We start from the raw sequence: 22,189 nt of genomic DNA, 5'->3' as shown, positions 1-22,189 counted from the left end.
GCCGCGACGGGTGCCCGGCCCGGCCCAGCGTAGGCGGGGCGCCCGGCGGGCCGCCAGCACGGGCGGTCCGCCGGGCGGCGGGGTGCGGGTCAGGGCGCCGTCGGGCCGTCCAGTTCGTCGCGGACGGTGCGGGCGGCGGCGACCAGGTTCGCCAGGGAGGCCCTGGTCTCGGGCCAGCCGCGGGTCTTCAGACCGCAGTCCGGGTTGACCCACAGCCGCTCGGCCGGGATGGCGCCGAGGCCGGTGCGCAGCAGCTCGGCGGCCTCCTCGGGGCTCGGCACGCGGGGCGAGTGGATGTCGTAGACACCCGGTCCTGCCTCGCGTGGGTAGCCGTGGGCGGCGAGTTCCCGTGCCACCTGCATGTGGGAGCGGGCGGCTTCGAGGCTGATGACGTCGGCGTCGAGGTCGTCGATCGCCTGCACGATGTCGCCGAACTCGGCGTAGCACATGTGGGTGTGGACCTGGGTGTCGGCGCGTACGCCCGAGGTGGCGAGGCGGAACGCCTCGGTGGCCCAGGCCAGGTAGCCGGGCCGGTCGGCGGCGCGCAGCGGCAGGGTCTCGCGCAGTGCGGGCTCGTCGACCTGGATGATGGAGGTGCCCGCCGCCTCCAGGTCGCCCACCTCGTCGCGCAGTGCGAGGGCGACCTGGCGCGCGGTGTCGCCGAGCGGCTGGTCGTCGCGGACGAAGGACCAGGCGAGCATGGTGACGGGCCCGGTGAGCATGCCCTTGACGGGCCGGTCGGTCAGGGACTGGGCGTACGTCGTCCAGCGCACCGTCATCGGCTGCGGCCGTGACACGTCCCCGGCGAGGATCGGCGGGCGCACGTACCGGGTGCCGTACGACTGCACCCAGCCCTGCTGTGTGGCCAGGTATCCGGTGAGGCGTTCGGCGAAGTACTGCACCATGTCGTTGCGCTCCGGCTCGCCGTGCACGAGGACGTCGAGCCCCGTCCGCTCCTGGAAGGCGATGACGTCCCGGATCTCGGCCGCGACGCGCTCCTCGTAGCCCGCGGTGTCGGTGCGTCCTGCGCGCAGGTCGGCGCGGGCGGCGCGCAGCGCGCCGGTCTGCGGGAAGGAGCCGATGGTGGTGGTCGGCAGCAGGGGCAGGCCGAGGCGGGCGCGCTGGGCGGCGGCGCGGGCCGCGTAGGGGCGGGCGCGGCGGGTGTCAGCGCCGGTGATCGCCTCGGCGCGGGCGCGTACGGCGGGGTCGCGGGTGAGGGGGGACTCCAGCCGGGAGGCGAGGGCGCTCCTGTTCGCCGTGAGTGCGCCGTCGATCGCGTCGACGCCGTGGGTGAGGCCCTTGGCGAGGGTGGCGGCCTCGGCGGTCTTCTGGCGGGCGAAGGACAGCCAGCGCAGCACCCCTGGGTCGATGTCGGGCTCGGCGGCGGTGTCGAGGGGGACGTGGAGCAGGGAGCAGGAGACGGAGACGTCGACGCGGTCCGCGAGGCCGAGCAGGACGCCGAGCGTGGTGAGGGACTTGACCAGGTCGTTGACCCAGACGTTGCGGCCGTTCACGACCCCGGCGACAAGACGCCTGCCGGGGAGGCCGCCCGCGGCGGCGAGGGCGGCGAGGTTGTCCTCACCGGTCTCGGTGAAGTCGATGGCAAGACCCTCGACGGGTGCCTTGGCGAGCACGGGCAGGGCGTCGCCGAGGCGGCCGAAGTAGGTCGCGACCAGCAGTTCCGGCCGGTCGGTGCGGGCGCCGAGGTCACGGTAGGCGTGTGCGAGCGCGGCCAGCTCCGCGGGGGTGCGGTCCTGGACGAGTGCGGGCTCGTCGAGCTGCGCCCAGCGGGCCCCGGCCGCGCGCAGGTCCGCCAGGATCTCGGCGTACACGGGCAGCAGCCGGTCCAGGAGGGTGAGGGGGTCGAAGTCGGCGGGGGCGCCGGGGGCGGGCTTGGCGAGCAGCAGGTAGGTGACGGGGCCGACGAGCACCGGGCGGGCGTCGAGGCCCAGGGCGCGGGCCTCGGTCAGCTCCGCGACCTGCCGGGCCGAGTCGGCGGTGAAGACGGTGTCGGGACCCAGTTCGGGCACGAGGTAGTGGTAGTTGGTGTCGAACCACTTGGTCATCTCCAGGGGTGCGACGTCCTGGGTGCCGCGGGCCATCGCGAAGTAGCCGTCGAGGGGGTCGGCGGCGAACGCCTCGCGGTGCCGCTCGGGGACGGCGCCCACCGTGACGGTGGTGTCCAGCATGTGGTCGTAGTAGGAGAAGTCGCCGGTCGGGACCTCGTCGACGCCGTCGTCCACCAGTCGGCGCCAGTTGGCGGCGCGCAGTTCCGCGCCGGTGGTGTGGAGGGCTTCGGCGCTGACGCGGCCCTTCCAGTAACCCTCGATCGCCTTCTTCAGTTCCCGATCGGGGCCCTGGCGCGGGTAGCCGTACACGGTGGCCCGTGCCGCCGTGGTCGTCGGGGGCTTGCTGGTCACGGAGATCTCCTTCGCGAGATGAGTCCCTGGGGTCCCGGGGGACACGGGGGCGCGAAGGGTGGCCGTCCTGGCGGCCCGGCCGTGCGGGTCCGCCTGTGGGTTCGCCGACCCGCCCTCGGGGTCACCGGGATGTCCGCGCGTGAATCGTCGCGCACGGGCAGCGGGCAGGTCTTCGGACTCGCGGGCGCGTCCTCCTCCTGGGGAGAACACCTACTGGCCGTCGCTTCCCAGGCCCTCCAGGGCCCAGTGCGTATGACGGCGGTCGTTCCCACTCACCGCTGCGGGGCAGTCCCGGATTCCCACCGGGTTCCCTCTTACGACACCCCGTCCGGCTGACGGGGCGAACCTGCTGCACCGGCAACCCTACGGCCCCCCTGGTGCCCGGTGGGGCACCTGCCCCGATCGGGGGGTGATGTGCACCACAGCGTTGACATGCGGGGCGTGGGGTGCAACGCGGCGGCGTGTTCCACCCCGGCCGTGGCCGGGACCGGGCTTGCCACCTGGGGCTTGGCTGAATCAAGATGGCGTCCCCGGCGGGCGGAGGGGAGCCCCACACTCCCTGTGGTACGGCCATGCGCGGGGGAACGGGCGGGGAAGGTCATGGCCGGGCTGGAAATCGATGTTCTCGGGCCGTTCACCGTGCGCAGGGACGGCGAACGGGTCCGGGTGGCGTCCGCCCGGCAGCGGGCGCTGCTGAGCGCGCTGGCGCTGCGGGCGGGCCGTACGGTCCCGCTGGACACCCTGGCCCACGCGGTGTGGGGCGACGAGCCGCCGGTGCACGTGCGGGCCAGCCTCTTCACCCTGGTGTACCGGCTGCGCGCACTGGTCGGCGAGGAGTGTCTGCACACCGCCCCCGCGGGGTACCGGCTCGGCGTCCCGCCCGAGCGGGTGGACGTGCTGCGTTTCCAGGGCCTGCTGGACGCCGCGTCCGGCGCGGCGGACGACGCGGAGGCGCACGAGCGCATCGTGGCGGCGCTGGCGCTGTGGCGTGGCGATCCGCTGGTGGACGCCGGGTCGGCGGTGACGGAGGCCGAGTTCGCGGGCGGCCTCACCGAGCGCCGTCTCGGCGCCGTCGAGCGCCGCGCCGATCTCGAACTGCGGCTGCGGCCCGGCCCGCACGGCGAGCTGATCGCCTCCCTGCGCGAGCTGACCGCGCGCCATCCGCTGCGGGAGTCGCTGTGGCGGCGGCTGCTCGCCGCGCTGGGCGCCGCGGGCCGGCAGGCCGAGGCCCTCGACGCGTACGAGACGGTGCGCCGGCTCCTCGACGACGAGCTGGGCACGCTGCCCTCGGCGGAGCTGCGCGCCGTGCACCAGGAGCTGCTGCGCGCGGGCGCGCACACCGATCCCGCACCTGCCGCGGCGGCACGGCACGGCGGGAGCGCCGGGACCGCCGCGGGCGGGGGCGGGCCGCAGGTGGTCCGCAGGCTGCCGCCCGCGCTCGACGGGTTCGTGGGCCGGGAGCGCGAGCTTGCCGTCCTTGACGCCGCCGCGGAGGTGGCGGACGGCGCGGGGCGGGCCGCGATCGTCGTGGTGCACGGCATCGGGGGCGCGGGCAAGACCAGCCTCGCCGTGCGGTGGGCGCACCGCGCGGCCGCCCGCTTCCCCGGCGGCCAACTCCCTATCGACCTGCGCGGTTACGGGCCCGGCACCCCGCTCACCCCGCACCACGCGCTCGGGGTGCTGCTGTCCGCGCTCGGGGTGCACCGCGACCGCATCCCCGCCGGGACGGACGAGCGCCGTGTGCTGCTGCCCGAGGTCCTCGCGGGGCGCGGGGTGCTGCTCATTCTCGACAACGCCCGCGACGTCCAGCAGGTCAGGCCGCTGCTGCCGGGCCCGGGCGGCACCGCCGTCGTCACCAGCCGCAACCGGCTGAGCGGGCTGACCATCAGGGAGGGGGCGCGGTCCGTGCCGCTGGGCGAGATGTCCACGGACGAGGCCCGCACCATGCTCGCGGACGCGGTGGGCGCAGGGCGCGCGGCGGCCGAGCCGGAGGCGGTGCGGCGGCTCGCCGACATCTGCGGGCGGCTGCCGCTCGCGCTGCGGGTCGTCGCGGAGCTGGTGTCGCGGCACCCGGACGCCTCGCTCGCCCACTTCGCGGACACGCTCGCCGAGGACGCCGCGGGGCTCGACGCCCTCGCGGTCGCCGACGACCCGGCGAGCGATCCGCGCACCGTGTTCTCGTGGTCGTACCGCGAGCTGGACGCCGCGGAGGCCCGGCTCTTCCGGCTGTTCAGCCTGGTGCCGGGGGGCCGCGCGGGGGCGGCGGACGCGGCGGCGCTCACCGGTGGCGATGCCGCCGGGGCCCGTGCCGCGCTGGCCTCGCTCGCGGCGCTGCATCTGCTGGAGGAGGAGACACCGGGCCGCTACCGCGCCCACGACCTGCTGCGGGAGTACGCCGCCGAGCGCGCCGCCGCCGAGGAGCCGGCCGCCGAACTCGACGCCGCCCTGGAACGGCTCCTCGTCTGGTACCTGCACACCGCGGGCAGCGCGGTGCGGTCCGTGCACTCCAACTGGTTCGTGCTGGGCGCGCCGTCCGCGCAGGCGACGGCGCCGGTACCGGTGTTCGACGGTGACGTGGCGCGGGCGAGCGACTGGCTGGGCACCTGGCTGCCGGATCTGGTCGCCGCCGTCGCCCGGTGCGCCGAGGAGGGCCGCCACACCGCGCTGGCCCTCCTGATCGCCGACCGGCTGCGCGCCTACTTCTGGGGCAGTCTGCGGATGCCCGAGTGGGAGGTCTCGGCGGAGGCCGCGCTGCGGGTCGCCGACGCCCACGGGGACGCCGCGGCCCGTGGCGCCGCGCGGCTCTGCCTCGCGGACTTCAACGCCCACGCCAACCGCTACGAAGACGCCGTCCGGCTCTACCGGGAGGCCGGGGAACTCGCGGAGGAGGCGGAGCGTTACGATCTGCTCGGCGCCACCCTCAACAATCTGGCGGGCATCCACTGGCGCGCGGGCCGCCTCGCCGAGAGCGCCGACTGCCTGACGCGGGTGCTGGAGTTCAACCGTCGCCTCGGCCGCTTCCACGGCCAGTACAGCAACCACTCCAACCTGTCCACGGTCTGTCTCAGGCTGGGCAGGACCGAGGAGGCGTACGACCATCTGCACCGGGCGCTCGACCTCGCCAGCACGGACGAGGAGCGCTCGCACTGCGCCGCCAACCTGGGCGCGGTCGCGCACGCGCTCGGCCGCTTCGAGGAGGCGCTGCGCCATGCGCGCGTCGCCCTTCCGCTGGTGCAGGAGGCGAAGGACGGCACCTGGGAGGCCGACTGCCACTGCTTCGTGGCGGACGTCCACCGGGACGCGGGCAGGGAGGACGAGGCCCGCAGGGCGGCGCGGGCGGCGCTGGCGGTCGCCGACCGCGTCCGCGACCCGCTGGTCACCGCGGACTCCCATCTGGCCGCGGGCGCGGTGGAGTTGCGCTTCGGGCGCCACGAGCGGGCGGGTGAGCTGTACCGCGAGGCCCTGGCGCTGGCCATCGAGCACAGCCTGCTCAGCGAGGAGACCTCGGCGCGCGTCGGGATCGCGGCGGTGTCCCTGGCGCTCGGCCGCACCGCGGAGGCCGCCGGGTCCGCGGCCGCCGCGCTCGGCCTGGCCCGGCGGCACGGCTTCGCCGACCGGGAGGGCGACGCGCAGGTGGTCCTGGCCCGGGTCGGGCTCGCGGAGGGCGACCCGGAGGGCGCGGCGGGCCCGGCGGGGCTCGCGGTGGCCACGTACGAGTCCGTGGGGCGGCCCGTGAGCCTGGCCCGGGCGCTGTTCATCCTCGGCCGCACCGGCGACTCCGGCGCGCTGCGCCGTGCGCTCGACGTCTTCACCGAACTCGGCTGCGCGGAGGCGGGGGACGTCAGGGCGTATCTGAACGGCCCCCACCACGCGGCAGGTCAGCCGGGGTGAGGCCCGCCGGGCCCGATCCGGAGGGAGCAGTACCTCTTGCCGGGCGCGGCCCGCTGGGCGAGCATCGGCGGGTCCGCAGTCGCCCGGCACCCCGGAGGGACGGCAGGAGCGCCGTGGCACGCGAACTCCCGGGCGGCCAGGGGCCGTAGGAGACACCTCACATGAGGGGCGCGGGGGTGCGCCCTTCCGGGGCCGGTGCGCGCCGCCCCGGCGTGACGGTCGGCACGGCCCTCGGGACGGCCCTCGGGAGCAGGTGCGCGAAGTCCAGTGTACGCGGGCGCCGCGCCCGCGACGGGGAGGGGAGAACACGGTGAATGTGGAGCGTGTGGCCGCGGAAGCCTTCATGGCGGTCGTGGTGGTGTACGTCCTCACGTCCGTCTTACGCGTCCTGTGCGCCCGGGTCCGCCAGCCCGCGGTGATCGGCCAGATCGCGGGAGGAATCCTGCTGGGCCCGACGGCGCTCGGGCGGCTGTCCCCCTGGCTGGAGGACAGGCTCTTTCCCGACGAGTTGATCCCCTTCCTGACGGTGCTCTCCGACGTCGGTCTCTCGGTGTTCCTCTTCTCCGTCGGCTACGAGTTGTCGGTGGGCTCGCTGCGGCGGCAGCGGCGGCGGATCGCGTATGTGACCGCGGGCGGGGTGCTCCTGCCCATGGCGATGGGCGGCTGCCTCGCCTGGGTGATGATCGCGCGGGGGATGTCGGGGAAGGCCCCCGACGCCGCCACGTCCGCCTTCGTACTGTTCATGATCGTGGCGTTGTCGGTCACGGCGGTTCCGGTACTGGCCTCGATCATCCGTGAGCACAATCTGATGGCCGACGAACGCGGCACGGTGGCCATGGCGTCCGCGGGCATCATGGACGTGGTGGGCTGGCTGGTGCTGGCGGCGGCGGTGGCGGTGGCCGCGCCCTCGCACCGCTCGCCGCTGACGGCGGGTCTGCTCGCCCTCGCGTTCCTGCTGGTGGCGTTCGTGGTGGTGCGCCCGCTGCTGGCGATGTGGGAGCGCTCGTCGAAGACCGCCGGGGCCAACCGGTTCCTGCTCTATGTGAACCTGGCCCTGCTGTCCGCGTGGTGCACCCAGACCATCGGCCTGCACTTCTTCTTCGGTGCGCTGGTCGCGGGCCTTGTCGTGCCGCGGGACCGCGACGGGCTGCCGTCGCCCGATCTGCTGCGCACCTCGAAGCAGACCGGTGACATCCTGATGCCGCTGTTCTTCGTGGCGACCGGGCTCCAGACGGATCTGGGCGCCCTGACGGGCTCCGACTGGTGGCTGCTGGTCGCCGTGTGTGCGCTGGCGGCGGTGGGCAAGGTGGGCGGCGGCATGCTCGCGGGGCGCCTCGGCGGGTTCCGGTGGATCGACGCGACGCTCATCGGGGTGCTGCTGAACACACGGGGTCTGACGGAGCTGATCGCGCTCAACGTCGGCCATGAGGCGGGCATCATCACCGACCGCCTGTACTCGGTGCTGGTGATGATGGCCCTGCTGACGACCACCATGACGGGCCCGCTGTCCAAGCTCGTGACCCGCTACGCGCCGGTGGTGCACGTCAGCCCGGTCGTCGCACAGGCGGGCCACACCCCGGCGCTCGCCGGAGCCCGCGGTGCGTCCGCGGGCGGCGAGGGGGCGGACACACCGCCCGGGACCGTGGAGCGCACGGGCGACTGACCGCCCGTCGCCACGACCGCCCGCAACGGGCCCGGTACCCCCGGGACTTGGTGTCCCGGGGGTGCCGCGTGGCGGAAGGTGCCGCGTGCCTGGGGATGTCGGGTGCGGTCGGTGCGCGGGGAGGCGGTTCCTCACCTCACGAGGGGGAGAGGCTCACGAGGGGGAGAGGACATCCTGGGGGAGGTAGAGGGGCATGGAGTCCTCCCACTGGCTGTCGGTGAGCATCTTCTTGCCCGAGCCGTCCGCGTTCATGACGAAGATCTGGCCGTAGGGCTGGAAGGTGTCGTCGTAGGTCGCCGCCTCCGCGCGGAAGCCGTACATGCCGCTGTTGTAGAGGATGCGTCCGTCGTGGTTCCAGACGGCGTGGCCGTCGTTGGCGCCGCTGCTGGTGAGGGTGCGCAGGCCGGTGCCGTCGGGGCGGATGGTGCACACGTCGAAGTTGGTGGCGCTGGTCCTGCGGGTGAAGAGGATGAGTTCGCCGTCAGGGGACCAGTCGGGCAGGTTGTCCGCCTCGGTGGTGAGGACGCGGACGGCGCCGGTCGCCAGGTCGAGGACGCGCAGGCCCTTCCCCTCGCCCCACACGCGGTAGACGAGCGCGCCGCCGTCCGCCGAGTAGCTGGGGAAGCCGGCGTTGGTGGAGTCGTCGGTCAGCGCCTCGTACGCGGAGCCGTCGGCGCGCACCCGCAGGACGGCGGCCTTGCTCACCGCCCGCTCCTGGAACCAGCCGCCGAGTCCGAACGCGATCCACTCGCCGTCCGGGGACCACGCGGGCCGGAACGCGCCCGCGAGGCCCTGCTCGACGAGGACCGGGTCGAGGTCGGTGCCCGCGGTGTCGAAGACGACGCGGCGGTCCGAGCCGTCCGGGCGCAGGGTGACGATGGAGGAGTTGCCGAGCTGCTTCTCGGTGAGGGCGAGGCGGCCCTGCGGCGACAGGACGGGGAACACGTCGCAGAAGCGGTACTCCCAGTCGGGGTCCCAGCTGTAGAGCGGGGTGTCCATCGGGCGTGTGGTGAAGCCGGTCTTCTCGTAGATGACGGTACTGCCGTCAGGCGACCAGACGGGCGAGCGCAGCGCGCGCCTGACGGAGGGCCGGGTGCCCGAGGTGTAGGCAAGGCCCTCGTCGTCGCCGCCCTTGACGAGGTAGCCGATCTCGGTGTCGTCCAGGTACTGGGGCGCGACCTTCAGACGGGGCCCCGAGGTGTGCTCGACACGTTCGCCTGTCGTGACGTCGACCGAGACGATCTGGGACTCGACCTTCCCGATGTCCTCGGGCCTGTGGGCGCCCCAGGTGCCCTCCGTGGTGATCTCGTAGAAGACGACGCGGCGGCCGTCGGGCGACCACTTCGGGGAGCCGAGGCAGTACCCCTCCCTGGTCGCGACCTGGCGGAAGCCGGTGCCGTCGGGCCTGATGACGTAGACGCTCAACTCCTGGGTGTGCTCCCAGCCGTTGCCGTTGTCGTGGCCCCTCCAGACGGTGTTGCGGTCGCTGGAGAACGCGATCCACTCGCCGTCGGGTGACCAGGAGGGGCGGAAGTGGCAGTCGGGTCCCGCGGGGTCGCCGTCGAGGTCGCCGTTGCCCGTGAGGTTGGTCAGTTTGTCGCTGCGCAGGTCGTAGAGCCAGACGCGGGTCTTGTGGTCGGCGCCGCGGGTGGTCACGAAGGCCAGTCTGGTGCCGTCGGGGGAGGCGGCGACGGCGTCGTCCATCGACGCCCCCGTGATGAGGGGCTGGATGTTCGAGCCGTCGATGTTGGCGCGGTAGACGCAGGAGTTGCCGTCGCCGGGGCGTTCCGTCGTGAAGAACACGGTCTTCCCGTCGGCCGAGAAGGCGGCGTGGTAGTCGTAGCCGCCGGTCTTCAGCAGGGGGCGTTCGCCGGTGCCGTCGGCGCGGGATATGCACAGGGTCGACGAGGACGGTGCGATGCGGTTCATCAGCAGCACGCCCTTCTTCGCCGGGTCGGCCGCCGCGGCGACGAAGGGCCTGGTGGCCAGGGCGGCGGCGGTGGCCGCGCCTGCGGCCAGGAACGTCCGGCGCTTCATGTCAGGTGCCATCGCTTTTCCGGTTCCTTCCGTTGTCCGTCGTTCGGGGGGCGCGCGGCCGTGTGCGGCGGCGCGGTGAGGCGGAGCGGTGCGGTTCCCGGCGGGAGCGCCGGGCGGTGGGAACCAGGGCGTGTCCACGGAGTCACGCCTGGCCGGTGGCGGGGCCGTCGCGCATACGGGCACGTGGGGCCGCCGCGCACCAGGGCGCGGTGACGGGGATGAGGGGGTACGGGGTTCCTGCCGTGCCGACTCCGGGCGGCGCCACGGGGTGGCTGCCGGGGTGGTGTGTGCCGGGGCTTCGGCCGGGCCGCCGCCCGTGCTGCCGGATGCCACCGGAGGAACACACCCTGCCGAGAGGGCCGACGGTGCGTCAGGGCCGACGCCGCACGGCCATGATGGCCCCTGCGACTTGGTGTGCCCCGGCGGGCCCGGCTCCTCCCGCTGGGGAGCCCGGCGGCCCGTCGACCGTCAACTCGCCGCCCCCGCAAGGCGGCTCGTCCCCCGTTGATACCGCAGCGGACCCATGCCCGTCATCCCCCAGGACACTGTGAGTTGGAACTCGGCGCCGCACACCGCGGCCCGCGCCGGGTGTGCCACCGCCGCTCCCCCGCACACCACGGCCGGTGTGCCACCGCAGGCTCGTGGCTATACTCCCCTCCCGGCGCGGCCGTTCCACCGCCGCGCCCGGCCACCAGGCGGTGCGGGACACCCGGCGGGGGCCGTACGACACCGCCTCCACGGCACCGGCCGCCCAAGGCACGGCCCGGCCGCCGGCACCCCACCGCTCGAAACACCGCCGGGCGGTCGGCCCGGCAGCGGCGATGATCGGCGTGGGCCTGCCGCGGACAGGCGCACGGGATGCTCAACACCCCTGCTCCGCAACACCTTTGGCACTTCATCCCGACGCCCGCCGACAGCACGGCGGGCGGACGCGCGCGGCGGCGCCGCGGCGGCGGGACAGCCGCAGACCCGCGCCCGTCCCCGAATCCAGCGAACCAAGGAGTTGCCCATGATCCGGAATTCCACAGCCGAAGGCACCCCCGCACGGCCGGTCGGCGGGCCCGCCCGCAGGACGGTACTGGGCGCCACGGCGCTCTCCGCGGCGGCCCTGACCGCGGCGCTCCCCGGCGCGCCCGTAGCCGCAGCCGAGGGCGGGCGGCGCGAACTCCTCTGCGTCGGGACCTGGGACGGCGGGCCCGTGTACGGGGCGTGGTTCGACCCCGCCCGCGGGCGCCTGACGCCTATGGGTCCGGTGGCTGAGGCCAGTTCGAACTGGGTGGCGGCCCATCCGCGGCGCCCGGTGCTCTACGTCGGGGGCGGCGAGGACGGCGGCTATGTGCGCGCCTTCCGCGTCGACCGGAGGACCGGGGCGACAAAGCCGCTCGGCGAGATCGCGACGGACGGCGGTGGCACCGGCGGGGGCGGGGTGTCCTACCTCGCGGTGGACGGCCCGTCGGACACGCTGCTGGTCGCCAACTTCGAGGCGGGGCTGGCCACTTCCCTGCCCCTGGGGCGCGCGGGGGCGCCCCGCGCTCCCCTGGCCACGGTGTACGACACCGGCTCGGGGCCCAGCCCGCGGCAGGACGGGCCCCATCCCCACCAGGTCGTCGTGGCCCCGGGGCGGCGGTTCGCGCTGGTCCCGGACTTCGGCGCCGACCGCGTCTTCGCCTACCGCTTCGACGGCGCGACCGGTGCGCTGTCCCCGTCCGTGCCCGCCGGGCGCGGCGGCTTCGCCACACCGCCGGGATCGGGCCCGCGGCGCCTCGTGTTCGCGCCGCACGGCCGTACCGCGTACCTGCTCACCGAGCTGACGGCGCAGCTCCGCACCCTTGCATGGCACCCGCGCACCGGCACCTTGACGGAGCGTCAAATCCTGTCGATCGACAGCCCCGGCTTCCCGGGGACGAGGAGCGGCGCCGAGCTGGCCCTGAGCCGCGACGGCCGCTTCGTGTACGTGTCGAGCCGCGGCGAGAACACCCTCGTCGTGTACGCCGTCGCCCCGTCCACCGGGCTGCTGACGCCGGTGCAACGCGTCCCCTGCGGCGGTACGACCCCGTGGGGGATGGCGCTCCACCCGGGCGGGCGGTGGCTGCTCGTGGCGAACAAGGCGAGCGGCACGGTGAACGTCTTCTCCGTGGCCACGGGGACCGGGAGGCTGACGGACACCGGCGCCTCCATGGCCGTACCCGACCCCGACGGTTTCGCCTTGTTCACCTGACCCCCGGCGGCCAAGTAGGGACCGGGGGAAGACCGCACCCAGCCCCCTCATTGTTCGACAATCATGATCCCGCAATAGCCGACGGTGACCAAAGAAGCCCAGTACTGATGCACAATCCTTGCGAGCGATCACAAAGCGCTGCTACCTTCCACGCATCGCTTGTCGGACAACCCGCGGTGGACGCCCGCACGTCCACGTCCGGCAGGCCGTCCCACCCGACTCCCCCACCCACCGATCGCCCCCGCCCGTGAGACCGGCCGCCGTACGGTCGCCGGGCGGGGTCCCGACACCGGAAGAGGTCCGCCTTGCCGCCGATCCGAGCACACCCCACCGCCCTCGGGGCCCGGCACAATGCCCCGTAGTCGCAACCCTTTTCGCAAGCACAGGTGATCATGTGGACTCCACCCCGCAGGACAGGACCGCCTCCCCCGACGCGGCCTCGCCGAACCGGCACAACCAGGCGTATGACGCGCTGCGTTCCCTGCTGGTGTCGGGGCACTTCCAGCCGGGCGCCCGGCTGACCGAGGCGGAACTGACCAAGCGGTTCGGCGTGTCCCGCAGCACCATGCGGTCCGTCCTGGTCCGCCTCGCGCAGGAGGGCTATGTCACCAGCGAGGTCAACAGGGGGGTCCGCACCCGGCACTTCTCGGCCGAGGAGGCGGCCGACATCCTGGAGGCGCGCGAGACACTGGAATCCGCCCTCGCGGGCAAGGCCGCGGAACGCGCCACCGAGGACGAGGTGGAGGCGCTGCGCCGGACCCTGGAGACGATGGCCGAGTGCCAGGCGAGCGGCGACCAGGCCGGCTACTCCCGGTGCAACCGCACCTTCCATCAGCAGGTCAAGCACGCCGCGCACCAGCAGACCCTGGCGCGCGCGTACGACTCGCTGCTCTACCCCCTGGTCATGCGCCAGTACCGCAACCTGACCGCGCGCCATCCGCGGACCGGCTCGCTCGAAGAGCACCAGGCCGTCTTCCTGGCCATCCTCACCCGCAACCCCGAGGCGGCCGTCGCCGCGATGCGCCACCACGTCGGCTCGGCCCGCCAGGCCCTGCTGCTCGCCCACGCGCGCCAACAGCCCACGGGGGACGGCACATCGGCCCCGGACGGCGACGAGCAGGCGTAGGACCAGGACGTGGTGCGCCCGCCTGGGCGGCCCGTCTCACTCCCGGCCGGAGCCGCCCAGGCGGGTCGTCTCGCCGCCGAAGGGCAGGTGGACGGTCCGCTCGGCGAGGAGCCAGGCGTCCCCGTCCCGGCGGAAGGTGTCCTCGTAGTGGCCCACGTTGGCCGGGAGCACCGGGGGCACCATGCCGCCGGTGTAGCCGTCGACGCGGTAGGTGGCGAAGTACGAGGTGGCGGTGGCGGCCGTCGCGGACTCCACCGTGACCAGGATGTTGGTGGAGACGCGGCGCGACAGCCGGTCGGCGGGGCGTGAGCCGAAGTACGCGCGCAGCGCCTCGCGCCCCCGTACCGTGCGCCCGCCGTGCGGCCACTCCCACACCCCGTCGGGGGTGAAGAGGTCCGCGACGTCGCTCGGGTCCCCGAGGTCGAGGCGGCGGACGAACTCGACGATCAGACGCTCGCAGGCCCGCTCGGCGAGGAGGCGTTCCATCGGGTCAGGCGCTTCGGTCGGCATCGTCCATGGGTAGCAGCGCGCGGCCCGCAGGCGCGACGGGTTTTCGCGGCGCCGCGCTCGCCCCCGCTCGTCCCCGCTCGGCGCGGGGCGGCGCTCACCCCTCGGCGAGGCGGTTCAGCCACTCCCCCAGCAGGTGGCGCTCCGCGCCGGTGAGCGGGGTCCGGTCCGTGAGGCTGGCGCGCAGCGCGCGGGCGGCGCCCGCGGGGCCCGCGTCCCGTACCGCGGGCCGCTCGTGGGTCACGGCGGTGACCATGGCCTCGCGCAGGGCGGTCATCAGGGCCGGGTCGCGGCGGTCCTCGGGCAGCGAGAACCAGGTCAGGACGGCGCCGCGCACGGTGGCGTGGATGATCTGGGCCGTCAGTTCCTCGCCGACGCGCAGCCAGCCGCCCGCGGCGAGGCGCCGCACACGGCCCCTCAGGATCTCCATGCCGGTGGCGAAGGCGGCCGAGGCGGTCCTGGTGGGCTCGGTGTACATGAGGGTGAAGAGCGCGGGGTTGGCAAGGCCGAACTCGGCCGCGACGTCCCAGCCGTCCCTGAGGTCCTGGAGGGGGTCGGCGGGGTCGGGGTCGATGTGCTTGGTGGCGAGGAACGTGGTGAAGCCGTGCTCGGCCACCGCGTCGAGCAGCCCGTCCTTGTCGCCGAACAGCCGGTAGATGGCGGGGGGTTGGAGACCCGCCGCGTCGGCGACCGCGCGGGTGGTGACCGCGTCGCGGCCCCCGCGCGTCAGCAGGTCGATGGCCGCCTCGATGACCCGCTGCCGGGTGCGCTCCCGGCTCGGGGGCTCGGTGCCGGGCTTGCTCGCGGTGTCGTCCCTGCCGGGTGAACGCGGTGACATGAATCGATGGTACCGCTTCACTGGTTTCACCGTTAGTATCGGTGGTACCGTAATTGCGTTGCCAACGGAAACACGAGCCGCGGGGACGCGGGAACGCGGCATGGCCGCAGGGAGCACATCATGATCATCGTGACCGGAGCCACCGGACGGCTGGGGCGCCAGATCGTCGAGAGGCTGCTCACACGCGTACCGGCGGAGCGCGTCGGTGTCAGCGTGCGCGACGCGCGCGGGGCGCGGGCTTTCGCCGAGCGGGGCGTGCGGGTGCGGGAGGCCGACTTCACCGACAGCGGCGCCCTCGCCCACGCCTTCGAGGGCGCCACCCAGGCACTCCTCGTCTCCGTCGACAAAATGGGCGAGGAGTGCGTCAAGCTGCACCGCGCCGCGATCGACGCGGCGGTCGCGGCGGGCGCCCGCCGCATCCTCTACACCAGCCAGATGGGGGCGGCCCCCGCCTCACACTTCCAGGCGTGCCGCGACCACGCGGCCACCGAGGAGGCGCTGCGCGCCAGCGGGGTGCCGTACACCTCGCTGCGCAACGGCTTCTACGCGGCGAGCGCGGCGCAGTTCCTCGACCCCGCGTGGGAGTGCGGACGGATCGTGCTCCCGGCGGACGGGCCGGTGAGCTGGACGGCGCACGCCGACCTCGCCGAGGCGGCCGCCGCCGTCCTGGCCGACGAGGGCTGCTTCGACGGCCCCACCCCGCCGCTGACGGGAAGTCAGGCGCTCGGCTTCGACGACATCGCGGGCATCGCCAGTGAGGTCGCGGGGCGCCCCCTCACGAGGACCACCGTGTCCGACGACGCGTTCCGTGCGCAGTTGCTCGCCCGGGGCGTCCCCGCCGCGTCGGCCCGTGACCTGCTCGGCATCTTCGCGGCCGCCAGGGCAGGGGAGTTCGCCACCGTCGATCCGACGCTCGCCGCCCTGCTCGGCCGCGAACCCGTCACCCTGGAGACGGTGCTGCGTGAGCGGCTGTCCGAAGGCTGAGCCGCGCGGCGGAAGTTCAGCCCCCGGCGCCCTCCCCCGCCCCTTCCCCCGCGCCCTCCTCGAACGCCCGCACCTCGACCGGCAGCCGGGTGGCGCGGGCGGCCTTGCGGCCCCAGGCGAGGGCGGCGTCCGAGTCCGCCGCCCTGATCACGCAGAGACCGCCCAGGTACTCCTTCAGCTCGGCGTGCGGGCCCCGGGTGGCAACCGTCTCGCCGTGCGCGGCGCGCAGCACGACCGCGTCCGCGGGCTCGCCGAGCGCGCCCGAGAAGACATAGGCCCCGGCGTCCCTCAGCTCCTGGTCGAAGGCCCGTACATCCCGGGTGATGGCGTCGAGTTCCGGGGCCGAGGGCGGCACGGCCGACGGCTGGATCACGCTCAGCAGATAGTGCCTCATGGTGCTCTCCTCCTCGCGCCGCCCGTGCGCGCGCCCGGCGGGCCGCGGTGCGGCGTCCTGGAGGTGATTCTTCGCCATCGGCGGCCGTACGGCGCCGGGGCGCGACGGCGAAGGGGGCCGTGACACACCGGTGCCCGGCGGTCCTGGCTGGACCACCGGGCACGGGGAGCGACTGGCGTCAGTGACGCGCGGCGCTGCGCCTGCGGGTGGCGATCAGGATGCCGCCACCGGCGACGACGACCACGGCCGCCGCGCCCGCGATGATCGGGGTGGAGCTGGACGAGCCGGTTTCGGCCAGGTCCTGGTCCTTCGGCGGCTGGCTGTTGTCGCCGGCCGGCACGGGGCTCGCCGGAGCCGACTCGGTCGGCTTCTCGCTGGGCTGCTGAGAGGGCTTCTCAGACGGCTTCTGCGAGGGGGAGGACGGCGACGACGGCTTGGTCGGAGGGGTGCCCTCACAGACCGGGGACGTCTTCGTCTCGTCCTTCGAGTACTGCTTGCCGTCGCCCGCCTGGACGACGAGGTGCACCGACAGCTCGCTGCTGTGCTCGGGGAGCTTCAGCTTGTTGTGGTACGAGCCGCCGAACACCGTGGCGGCCAGCAGGTCCTTGCCGTCGGCCTGCACGGAGACCGTGTTCTTCACATTGCCGTTGTAGGCGCTGAGATCAACGGTGACCTCGGAGCACGACACCGACCATACGGGGGTGTGCGCCGACGCCGGAACGGCGCAGAGGCCGACGCCGACGATACCGGCGGCGGCCGCGCCTATCAGCACGCCCGAGCGTTTCCACGCGCGGGTGGGTCCCTTCATGAATCCTCCATGGGGGGTACGTAGTTGTTATGAGGCGGTGCGCGGCAGAGTACTCCCTCCGCGCCCATGTCCCGCACCCGCCCCGGCCTTCACATCGGCACCCGTGCCTGACCAAGGGCGATTGCGGAGCGTGTCCGTCCGCTCCGGGCGCCGCAATGCGGGGAAGAGCCGGAAAGGCGGGGGAAGACCGGACAACCGCAGGAAAGACCGGAAGGACACAAGCGCGATGAAGACCGGGAAAGGGGTACCCGGTGGGGCCGGAAACAGCCGGCGGAGCCCCGGCGGGGGCGAAGGCGGCGACCGCGACGGCGACAACGACGGCGGAGGTGTGCCATGGTGGCGAGGCACGGCGCGCGGGGCACCCTGACCCAGCGGCTGATCGACGACCACCTCACGGAGGGCGAGCCGGTCCCCGGCCGTGAGATCGGCCTGCGGGTGGACCAGACCCTCACCCAGGACGCGACCGGCACCCTGGTCATGCAGGAGCTGGAGGCGCTGGGCCTCGACCGGGCCCGCACCCGGGTCAGCGTCCAGTACGTCGACCACAACATCCTCCAGGCCGACGAGCGCAACGCCGAGGACCACGCGTTCCTGCGGTCGGCGGCGCGGCGCTTCGGGCTGTGGTTCTCCAAACCGGGCAACGGTGTCTCGCACCCCGTGCACATGCAGCACTTCGGGGTCCCGGGGGCCACCCTCGCGGGCTCCGACTCCCACACCTGCGCGGCCGGTTCGCTCGGCATGTTCGCGGTGGGCACGGGCGGCCTCGAAGTGGCGCTCGCGGTGACGGGGCGCCCGCTGCGGCTGACCATGCCCGAGGTGTGGGGCGTGCGGCTGACGGGGCGGCTGCCCGCGTGGGTGAGCGCCAAGGACATCGTGCTCGAACTGCTGCGCAGGCACGGGGTGCACGGCGGGGTGGGCAGGGTGCTGGAGTACCACGGGCCAGGGCTGGCGTCGCTGACCGCGATGGACCGCCATGTGATCGCCAACATGGGGGCCGAGCTGGGCGCCACCACCTCGGTGTTCCCCGCCGACGGCGCGGTGCGCGACTTCCTGCGCGCCGAGGGCAGGGCCGACGCCTTCACCCCCCTCTCCGCGGACGACGACGCCCGCTACGACCTGGACGAGGAGGTCGACCTGTCGGCACTCGAACCGCTGATCGCGCGCCCCTCGTCGCCGGGGAACGTGGTGCCGGTGCGGGAGGCCGCGGGCGAGCCGGTGGACCAGTCGGTCATCGGCTCGTCGGCGAACCCGGGCCCGCGCGACTTCGCCATGGCCGCGGCGATCGTGCGGGGGCGGCAGACGGCGTCGGGGGTGAGCCTCGACGTCAACCCCACCGCGCGCGAACTCCTCCAGGACCTGGTGGTCTCCGGCGCCGTCACGGACCTGGTGGCGGCGGGCGCCCGTATCCACCAGGCGGGGTGCCTCGGCTGCATCGGCATGGGGCAGGCGCCCGCGGCGGGCCGCAACTCGCTGCGCACGTTCCCCCGCAACTTCCCCGGCCGCTCCGGCACCGAGGAGGACGCGGTGTGGCTGTGCTCGCCCGAGACGGCGGCGGTGTCGGCGCTCACGGGCGTCATCACCGACCCGCGCGACTGGGCCGACGAGCACGGCGTGCGCCATCCGGGCGATCCCGCGCCGCATCGCGGCGCGCACAACGCCGCGATGCTGGAGCCGCCGCTGCCGCCCGAGGAGGCCGCCGGGGTGGAGCTGGTACGCGGGCCGAACATCTCGGCGCTGCCCCGGCTCGACCCCGTTCCGGACGAGGTGACGGCGCCGGTGCTGCTGAAGATGGGGGACGACGTGTCCACCGACGAGATCTCGCCGGCCGGTGCGCGTGCGCTGCCGTACCGGTCGAGCATCCCGAAGCTGGCGGACTTCACCTTCACCAGGATCGACCCGGACTACCCCGCGCGGGCGGCGCGCGAGCGCGACGACGGCCGCGGCCACCTGGTGGTGGCGGGTGACAACTACGGGCAGGGCTCCTCCCGGGAGCACGCCGCGATCACCCCCCGTTACCTGGGGCTTCGCGCGGTGATCGCGAAGTCGTACGCCCGTATCCACTGGCAGAACCTGGCGAACTTCGGGGTACCCGCGCTGGAGTTCGCCGACCCCGGCGACTACGACCGGGTGCGCAGGGGCGACGAGCTGCGGCTCACCGGGCTGCGCGCGGCGCTGGCGCCGGACGCGGAGCCGGAGCTGACCGCGGTGAACACCACGCGCGGTGAGGAGTACCGGCTGCGTCACCGGCTACCCGCACACCGCAGGCGCTCGGTGCTCGCCGGCGGCATCATCCCGGCGGTGGCCGCCGAGGAGGGCGCCGCCGACGGGCCGTGAGCGGACACGGCACGAGCGGAGGAAGGAGGCGCAGAGTGAGGGCGCGGGCACGCTCGGGGGCGGCGGCGCCGCCCGGATGCGAACGCCGCGTCCTGCGAGGAAGCTGGTTGGGGGGACAGACAAGGGAGGAACGCTCATGTCCATGGTGGACAAGCTCAAGAACATGCTGAAGGGCCACGAGGACCAGGCCGAGAAGGGCGTCGACAAGGCAGGTGACTACGTCGACGACAAGACAGGCGGCAAGCACAGCGACAAGGTCGACAAGGCCCAGGACAAGATGAAGGACCAGCTCGGCCGGGACCAGGACCGCCACTAGAGGGGGCGGACGAGGGGGGCCGCGAGGCCCCCTTCCCGCCCGCCGCGGGTCAGCGCCTTTCGAGGACTCCGCGCACGTACGCGGCCTGACCCACGTGCTGGCTGTCGTCCCCGAGCACGCTCACCAGACGCACCCCCAGGGTGACCGGCGGGCTCCAGCGCTCGTCGACGATCCGGTCGAAATCGGCGTCCCGCAGCCCCCCGATGTACTCCAGGGTGCGCTCGTGGGCGGCGTCGTAGTAGCCGAGCAGCAGGTCGCCGGAGTCCACGCGGACCTTTCCGACGTCCGCCGGGGTGTGGCCGTAGCCGATGGAGAGCGCGGGCAGCGCGAGTCCGAACCGGTCGTCCCAGCCCTGGGCGGCCCACACCTGCTGGGAGCCCGCGGCGTCGGCGACGTGGTCGTCCTGGACCCGGGTGAGGTGCCAGACGAGCCAGGAGATGGAGTTCGCGCCGGGGTCGATACGGGCGTTGAGGTCATCGGCGGAGAGCCCGTCCACCACGGCGTGCACCTCCTCCTTGATGCGCCCGAAGCCATCCGTCAGCACAGCGGAACTGTTCATTCCCAGCCCTTCGTGGTCCGTGGGTGCGCGGCCCGGCCGGACCGCGTCCTGTTCCCATCCTGCGGATGAGGGGTCCAACAGGCCACGGGCGACACGTGTTCCCCCCGGGCCACTAGGCCCTGTCTGACAATTCCCGCCGGGGTCGCGACGCGAATTATCAGACAGGACCTAGGGTGACGGTCATTCGTCCACGGCGAGAAGGAGCCATTCGTGACCAGTGCCGACAGCGTCCCGACCCGGGCCCTCAACGACGGTTCGTCGATTCCCGCCGTGGGCTTCGGCACCTGGCCGCTGAAGGGCGCCGAGGCCGAGGAGGGCGCGGCCGACGCGCTGCGCGCCGGCTACCGGCTCGTCGACACCGCGGCCAACTACGGCAACGAGACGGAGGTCGGCCGGGGCATCGCGGGCAGCGGTGTGCCGCGCGAGGAGGTCGTCGTCACCACCAAGCTGCCGGGACGCCACCACGGGCACCGGGCGACGCTCGACTCGTTCGAGGAGTCCAGGCGGCGGCTGGGCGTGGAGCGCGTGGACCTCTACCTGATTCACTGGCCGCTGCCCCGGATCGACCAGTACGTGGCGTCCTGGCAGGCCATGATCGAGCTGCGGGAGCGCGGTGCGGTGCGCTCCATCGGGGTCTCCAACTTCACCCCGGAGCACCTGGGCAGGCTGGAGGACGAGACGGGCGTGCTGCCCGCGGTCAACCAGGTCGAGATGCACCCGCTGTTCCCGCAGGACGAGCTGCGCGCCTTCCACGCCGAGAAGGGCATCGTCACCGAGAGCTGGAGCCCGCTGGGGCGCGGCGGCGAGCTGCTCGACGACCCCGCGATCGTCGAGGTGGCGCGCGCCCACGGGGTCACACCCGGGCAGGCCGTGCTGCGCTGGCACCTCCAGCTCGACGCGGTGCCGATCCCGAAGTCGGGCGGCGGCCGGCGGCGGCGCGACAACATCGACCTGTTCGGGTTCGAGCTGTCGGACGACGAGATGGCGGCGGTCGGGGACCGCTCCCCGCGGCGCCTCGGGGGCGACCCGGAGCACCACGAGGAGTTCTGACGCCGCGTCAGGCACTGACGGCCCGTCAGGGTTGCTGTGCCCCGTCCCCGGGCGCGGGCTCCAGGTAGTGGACCCGGTCGTAGCCGAGGTGTTTGAACATGCGGTTCTGCGCGGACAGCAGCCGCAGCGGGGTGCCGTCGGCCGCGAAGTGCTGGGCGACGGTGTTCTGCGGCACGTACAGGGTGTCCCCCGCCCGGATCTCGTGGCGCGAGGGGGTGTGCGCGAGGTGCGCGTAGTACCGGTCGGCGATCTCCTCCTGCACCTCCCAGTGCAGCGAGTAGCCCTCGCCGCCGAGGACGTACAGCACCTCGTCCGCCATCTTCCAGTACCGCCCCGAGCGGCCGCCCACGGGGATGTCGAGTTCGTGGACGTCGACGCTGAACTGACGGTGGTCGGTCTGCGCGGGGCTGTTGCGGACACGGACCCGGCCGAGCGGCGTCGTCCGCCACACGCAGTCCCCGGGGTGCACCACCTTCTTGCGGTCGGTGACACCGTCGGTCCACAGGCTCGACCAGTCCTCGCGGCCGCCGAACTCCCCGGGCCGCTCCAGCGGGCCGCCCCTGCCCTGCTGTACGAGGCCGAGGAACATCCAGGTGGTCTTCGCCTTGATGACCAGGCACACCGCGGGCTCGTCATAGGGGTTGAAGTGCTGGTGCACGGAGTCGGTGTGCACGAACACCAGGTCCCCCGCGCTCCAGTCGTGGCGCAGCCCGTCGTGGATCTCGTAGCCGCGGCCCTCCAGGATGTAGAAGGCGGCCTCGTTCTGGTGGCCGTGGCCCTGGTTCTCGCCGTGCGGGGGCAGTTCGACGGAGTGCACCTGGAGGGTCTGGGTCAGAAACTCGTCGTCGCCGGGGGCGAGGCGCCACTCGACCCGGGAGTTGTCCCGGTGGTCGCTGGAGTATCCGGCGCCCTGGCCGGTGGCGACGACCACCGAGGAGCCGCGCACCCGGCGCGCGGCGAGCTGGGCGCGCCTGAACTCCTTCAGGCCGTAGGTCTCGGAGGTGATTCCGCGCAGGAACACCCGCTTCTTCTCGGACATGACAG

Annotated in this window: 16 protein-coding genes and 1 riboswitch; of the genes, 8 read left to right on the top strand and 8 right to left on the bottom strand. The window is 73.8% G+C overall.

Features of this window, described 5'->3' with window-relative positions; all coding sequences use genetic code 11:
- Positions 1–89: 89 nt before the first annotated feature.
- The gene (gene metE / locus ACIBIW_RS08560) at positions 90–2,420 is read right to left on the bottom strand and encodes a 5-methyltetrahydropteroyltriglutamate--homocysteine S-methyltransferase (protein ID WP_399333408.1); all 2,331 of its coding nucleotides are present in this window, start codon (positions 2,418–2,420) and stop codon (positions 90–92) included.
- Between the two features lie 145 nt (positions 2,421–2,565).
- Positions 2,566–2,785: riboswitch (cobalamin riboswitch) on the bottom strand.
- Between the two features lie 235 nt (positions 2,786–3,020).
- Here metE and ACIBIW_RS08555 point away from each other — a divergent pair.
- Together ACIBIW_RS08555 and ACIBIW_RS08550 are read left to right on the top strand one after the other, a co-directional pair.
- Positions 3,021–6,311, top strand: coding sequence for an AfsR/SARP family transcriptional regulator (locus ACIBIW_RS08555; RefSeq protein ID WP_399333406.1), 3,291 nt, complete (start codon positions 3,021–3,023; stop codon positions 6,309–6,311).
- 310 nt (positions 6,312–6,621) lie between these two features.
- Positions 6,622–7,974, top strand: a complete 1,353-nt coding sequence (locus tag ACIBIW_RS08550; protein ID WP_399333404.1) for a cation:proton antiporter — start codon at positions 6,622–6,624, stop codon at positions 7,972–7,974.
- 153 nt (positions 7,975–8,127) lie between these two features.
- On the opposite strand, the gene ACIBIW_RS08545 is transcribed toward ACIBIW_RS08550, so the two are convergent.
- Positions 8,128–10,023 (bottom strand): hypothetical protein, encoded by a 1,896-nt coding sequence (locus ACIBIW_RS08545; protein WP_399333402.1) that lies wholly within the window; start codon positions 10,021–10,023, stop codon positions 8,128–8,130.
- Between the two features lie 997 nt (positions 10,024–11,020).
- Between ACIBIW_RS08545 and ACIBIW_RS08540 the strand changes: the two genes are divergently transcribed.
- Entirely contained in the window at positions 11,021–12,229 is a 1,209-nt protein-coding gene (locus tag ACIBIW_RS08540; protein ID WP_399333400.1) for a lactonase family protein, read from the top strand.
- Positions 12,230–12,623: 394 nt separating this feature from the next.
- A complete protein-coding gene (locus ACIBIW_RS08535) occupies positions 12,624–13,355 on the top strand; it encodes a GntR family transcriptional regulator (protein ID WP_399333398.1) in 732 nt (243 codons plus the stop codon).
- 36 nt (positions 13,356–13,391) lie between these two features.
- Here ACIBIW_RS08535 and ACIBIW_RS08530 read toward each other — a convergent pair whose 3' ends face one another.
- Entirely contained in the window at positions 13,392–13,865 is a 474-nt protein-coding gene (locus ACIBIW_RS08530; protein ID WP_399333396.1) for a nuclear transport factor 2 family protein, read from the bottom strand.
- A 94-nt stretch (positions 13,866–13,959) separates the two neighbouring features.
- Positions 13,960–14,700 (bottom strand): TetR/AcrR family transcriptional regulator, encoded by a 741-nt coding sequence (locus ACIBIW_RS08525; protein WP_399333394.1) that lies wholly within the window; start codon positions 14,698–14,700, stop codon positions 13,960–13,962.
- A 120-nt stretch (positions 14,701–14,820) separates the two neighbouring features.
- On the opposite strand from ACIBIW_RS08525, the gene ACIBIW_RS08520 reads away from it, so the two are divergent.
- On the top strand, positions 14,821–15,684 hold the full coding sequence (locus tag ACIBIW_RS08520) for an NAD(P)H-binding protein (RefSeq protein ID WP_399333393.1): 864 nt from the start codon (positions 14,821–14,823) through the stop codon (positions 15,682–15,684).
- Between the two features lie 16 nt (positions 15,685–15,700).
- Here the strand turns inward: ACIBIW_RS08520 and ACIBIW_RS08515 are convergent, their stop codons facing one another.
- On the bottom strand, positions 15,701–16,078 hold the full coding sequence (locus ACIBIW_RS08515) for a YciI family protein (protein WP_399333391.1): 378 nt from the start codon (positions 16,076–16,078) through the stop codon (positions 15,701–15,703).
- A 178-nt stretch (positions 16,079–16,256) separates the two neighbouring features.
- On the bottom strand, positions 16,257–16,886 hold the full coding sequence (locus tag ACIBIW_RS08510) for an LAETG motif-containing sortase-dependent surface protein (protein WP_399333389.1): 630 nt from the start codon (positions 16,884–16,886) through the stop codon (positions 16,257–16,259).
- Between the two features lie 333 nt (positions 16,887–17,219).
- On the opposite strand from ACIBIW_RS08510, the gene ACIBIW_RS08505 reads away from it, so the two are divergent.
- Together ACIBIW_RS08505 and ACIBIW_RS08500 are read left to right on the top strand one after the other, a co-directional pair.
- On the top strand, positions 17,220–19,220 hold the full coding sequence (locus ACIBIW_RS08505; protein WP_399333388.1) for an aconitate hydratase: 2,001 nt from the start codon (positions 17,220–17,222) through the stop codon (positions 19,218–19,220).
- 136 nt (positions 19,221–19,356) lie between these two features.
- Entirely contained in the window at positions 19,357–19,536 is a 180-nt protein-coding gene (locus ACIBIW_RS08500) for an antitoxin (protein ID WP_399333386.1), read from the top strand.
- Between the two features lie 49 nt (positions 19,537–19,585).
- On the opposite strand, the gene ACIBIW_RS08495 is transcribed toward ACIBIW_RS08500, so the two are convergent.
- Complete coding sequence (locus tag ACIBIW_RS08495) at positions 19,586–20,095, bottom strand: DinB family protein (protein ID WP_399333384.1); 510 nt, start codon at positions 20,093–20,095, stop codon at positions 19,586–19,588.
- A 210-nt stretch (positions 20,096–20,305) separates the two neighbouring features.
- On the opposite strand from ACIBIW_RS08495, the gene ACIBIW_RS08490 reads away from it, so the two are divergent.
- Positions 20,306–21,145: an aldo/keto reductase gene (locus ACIBIW_RS08490; protein WP_399333382.1), complete on the top strand. Its 840-nt coding sequence runs from the start codon at positions 20,306–20,308 to the stop codon at positions 21,143–21,145.
- Between the two features lie 25 nt (positions 21,146–21,170).
- Here ACIBIW_RS08490 and ACIBIW_RS08485 read toward each other — a convergent pair whose 3' ends face one another.
- The gene (locus ACIBIW_RS08485; RefSeq protein WP_399333380.1) at positions 21,171–22,184 is read right to left on the bottom strand and encodes a cupin domain-containing protein; all 1,014 of its coding nucleotides are present in this window, start codon (positions 22,182–22,184) and stop codon (positions 21,171–21,173) included.
- Positions 22,185–22,189 lie beyond the last annotated feature (5 nt).

The organism is Streptomyces sp. NPDC050560, assembly GCF_044457285.1.
In the GTDB taxonomy this organism is placed as follows: domain Bacteria; phylum Actinomycetota; class Actinomycetes; order Streptomycetales; family Streptomycetaceae; genus Streptomyces.
The sequence above is the reverse complement of the archived record's forward strand: the minus strand, read 5'-3'. Positions and strand labels throughout refer to the sequence as shown.

Bases quoted from the DNA above. Each gene is read 5' to 3' on its own strand.
- ACIBIW_RS08555 (WP_399333406.1), top strand. From the start codon at position 3,021: ATGGCCGGGCTGGAAATCGATGTTCTCGGGCCGTTCACCGTGCGCAGG.
- ACIBIW_RS08545 (WP_399333402.1), bottom strand. From the start codon at position 10,023: ATGGCACCTGACATGAAGCGCCGGACGTTCCTGGCCGCAGGCGCGGCC.
- ACIBIW_RS08540 (WP_399333400.1), top strand. From the start codon at position 11,021: ATGATCCGGAATTCCACAGCCGAAGGCACCCCCGCACGGCCGGTCGGC.
- ACIBIW_RS08530 (WP_399333396.1), bottom strand. From the start codon at position 13,865: ATGCCGACCGAAGCGCCTGACCCGATGGAACGCCTCCTCGCCGAGCGG.
- ACIBIW_RS08525 (WP_399333394.1), bottom strand. From the start codon at position 14,700: ATGTCACCGCGTTCACCCGGCAGGGACGACACCGCGAGCAAGCCCGGC.
- ACIBIW_RS08520 (WP_399333393.1), top strand. From the start codon at position 14,821: ATGATCATCGTGACCGGAGCCACCGGACGGCTGGGGCGCCAGATCGTC.
- ACIBIW_RS08515 (WP_399333391.1), bottom strand. From the start codon at position 16,078: ATGAGGCACTATCTGCTGAGCGTGATCCAGCCGTCGGCCGTGCCGCCC.
- ACIBIW_RS08510 (WP_399333389.1), bottom strand. From the start codon at position 16,886: ATGAAGGGACCCACCCGCGCGTGGAAACGCTCGGGCGTGCTGATAGGC.
- ACIBIW_RS08505 (WP_399333388.1), top strand. From the start codon at position 17,220: ATGGTGGCGAGGCACGGCGCGCGGGGCACCCTGACCCAGCGGCTGATC.
- ACIBIW_RS08500 (WP_399333386.1), top strand. From the start codon at position 19,357: ATGTCCATGGTGGACAAGCTCAAGAACATGCTGAAGGGCCACGAGGAC.
- ACIBIW_RS08495 (WP_399333384.1), bottom strand. From the start codon at position 20,095: ATGAACAGTTCCGCTGTGCTGACGGATGGCTTCGGGCGCATCAAGGAG.
- ACIBIW_RS08485 (WP_399333380.1), bottom strand. From the start codon at position 22,184: ATGTCCGAGAAGAAGCGGGTGTTCCTGCGCGGAATCACCTCCGAGACC.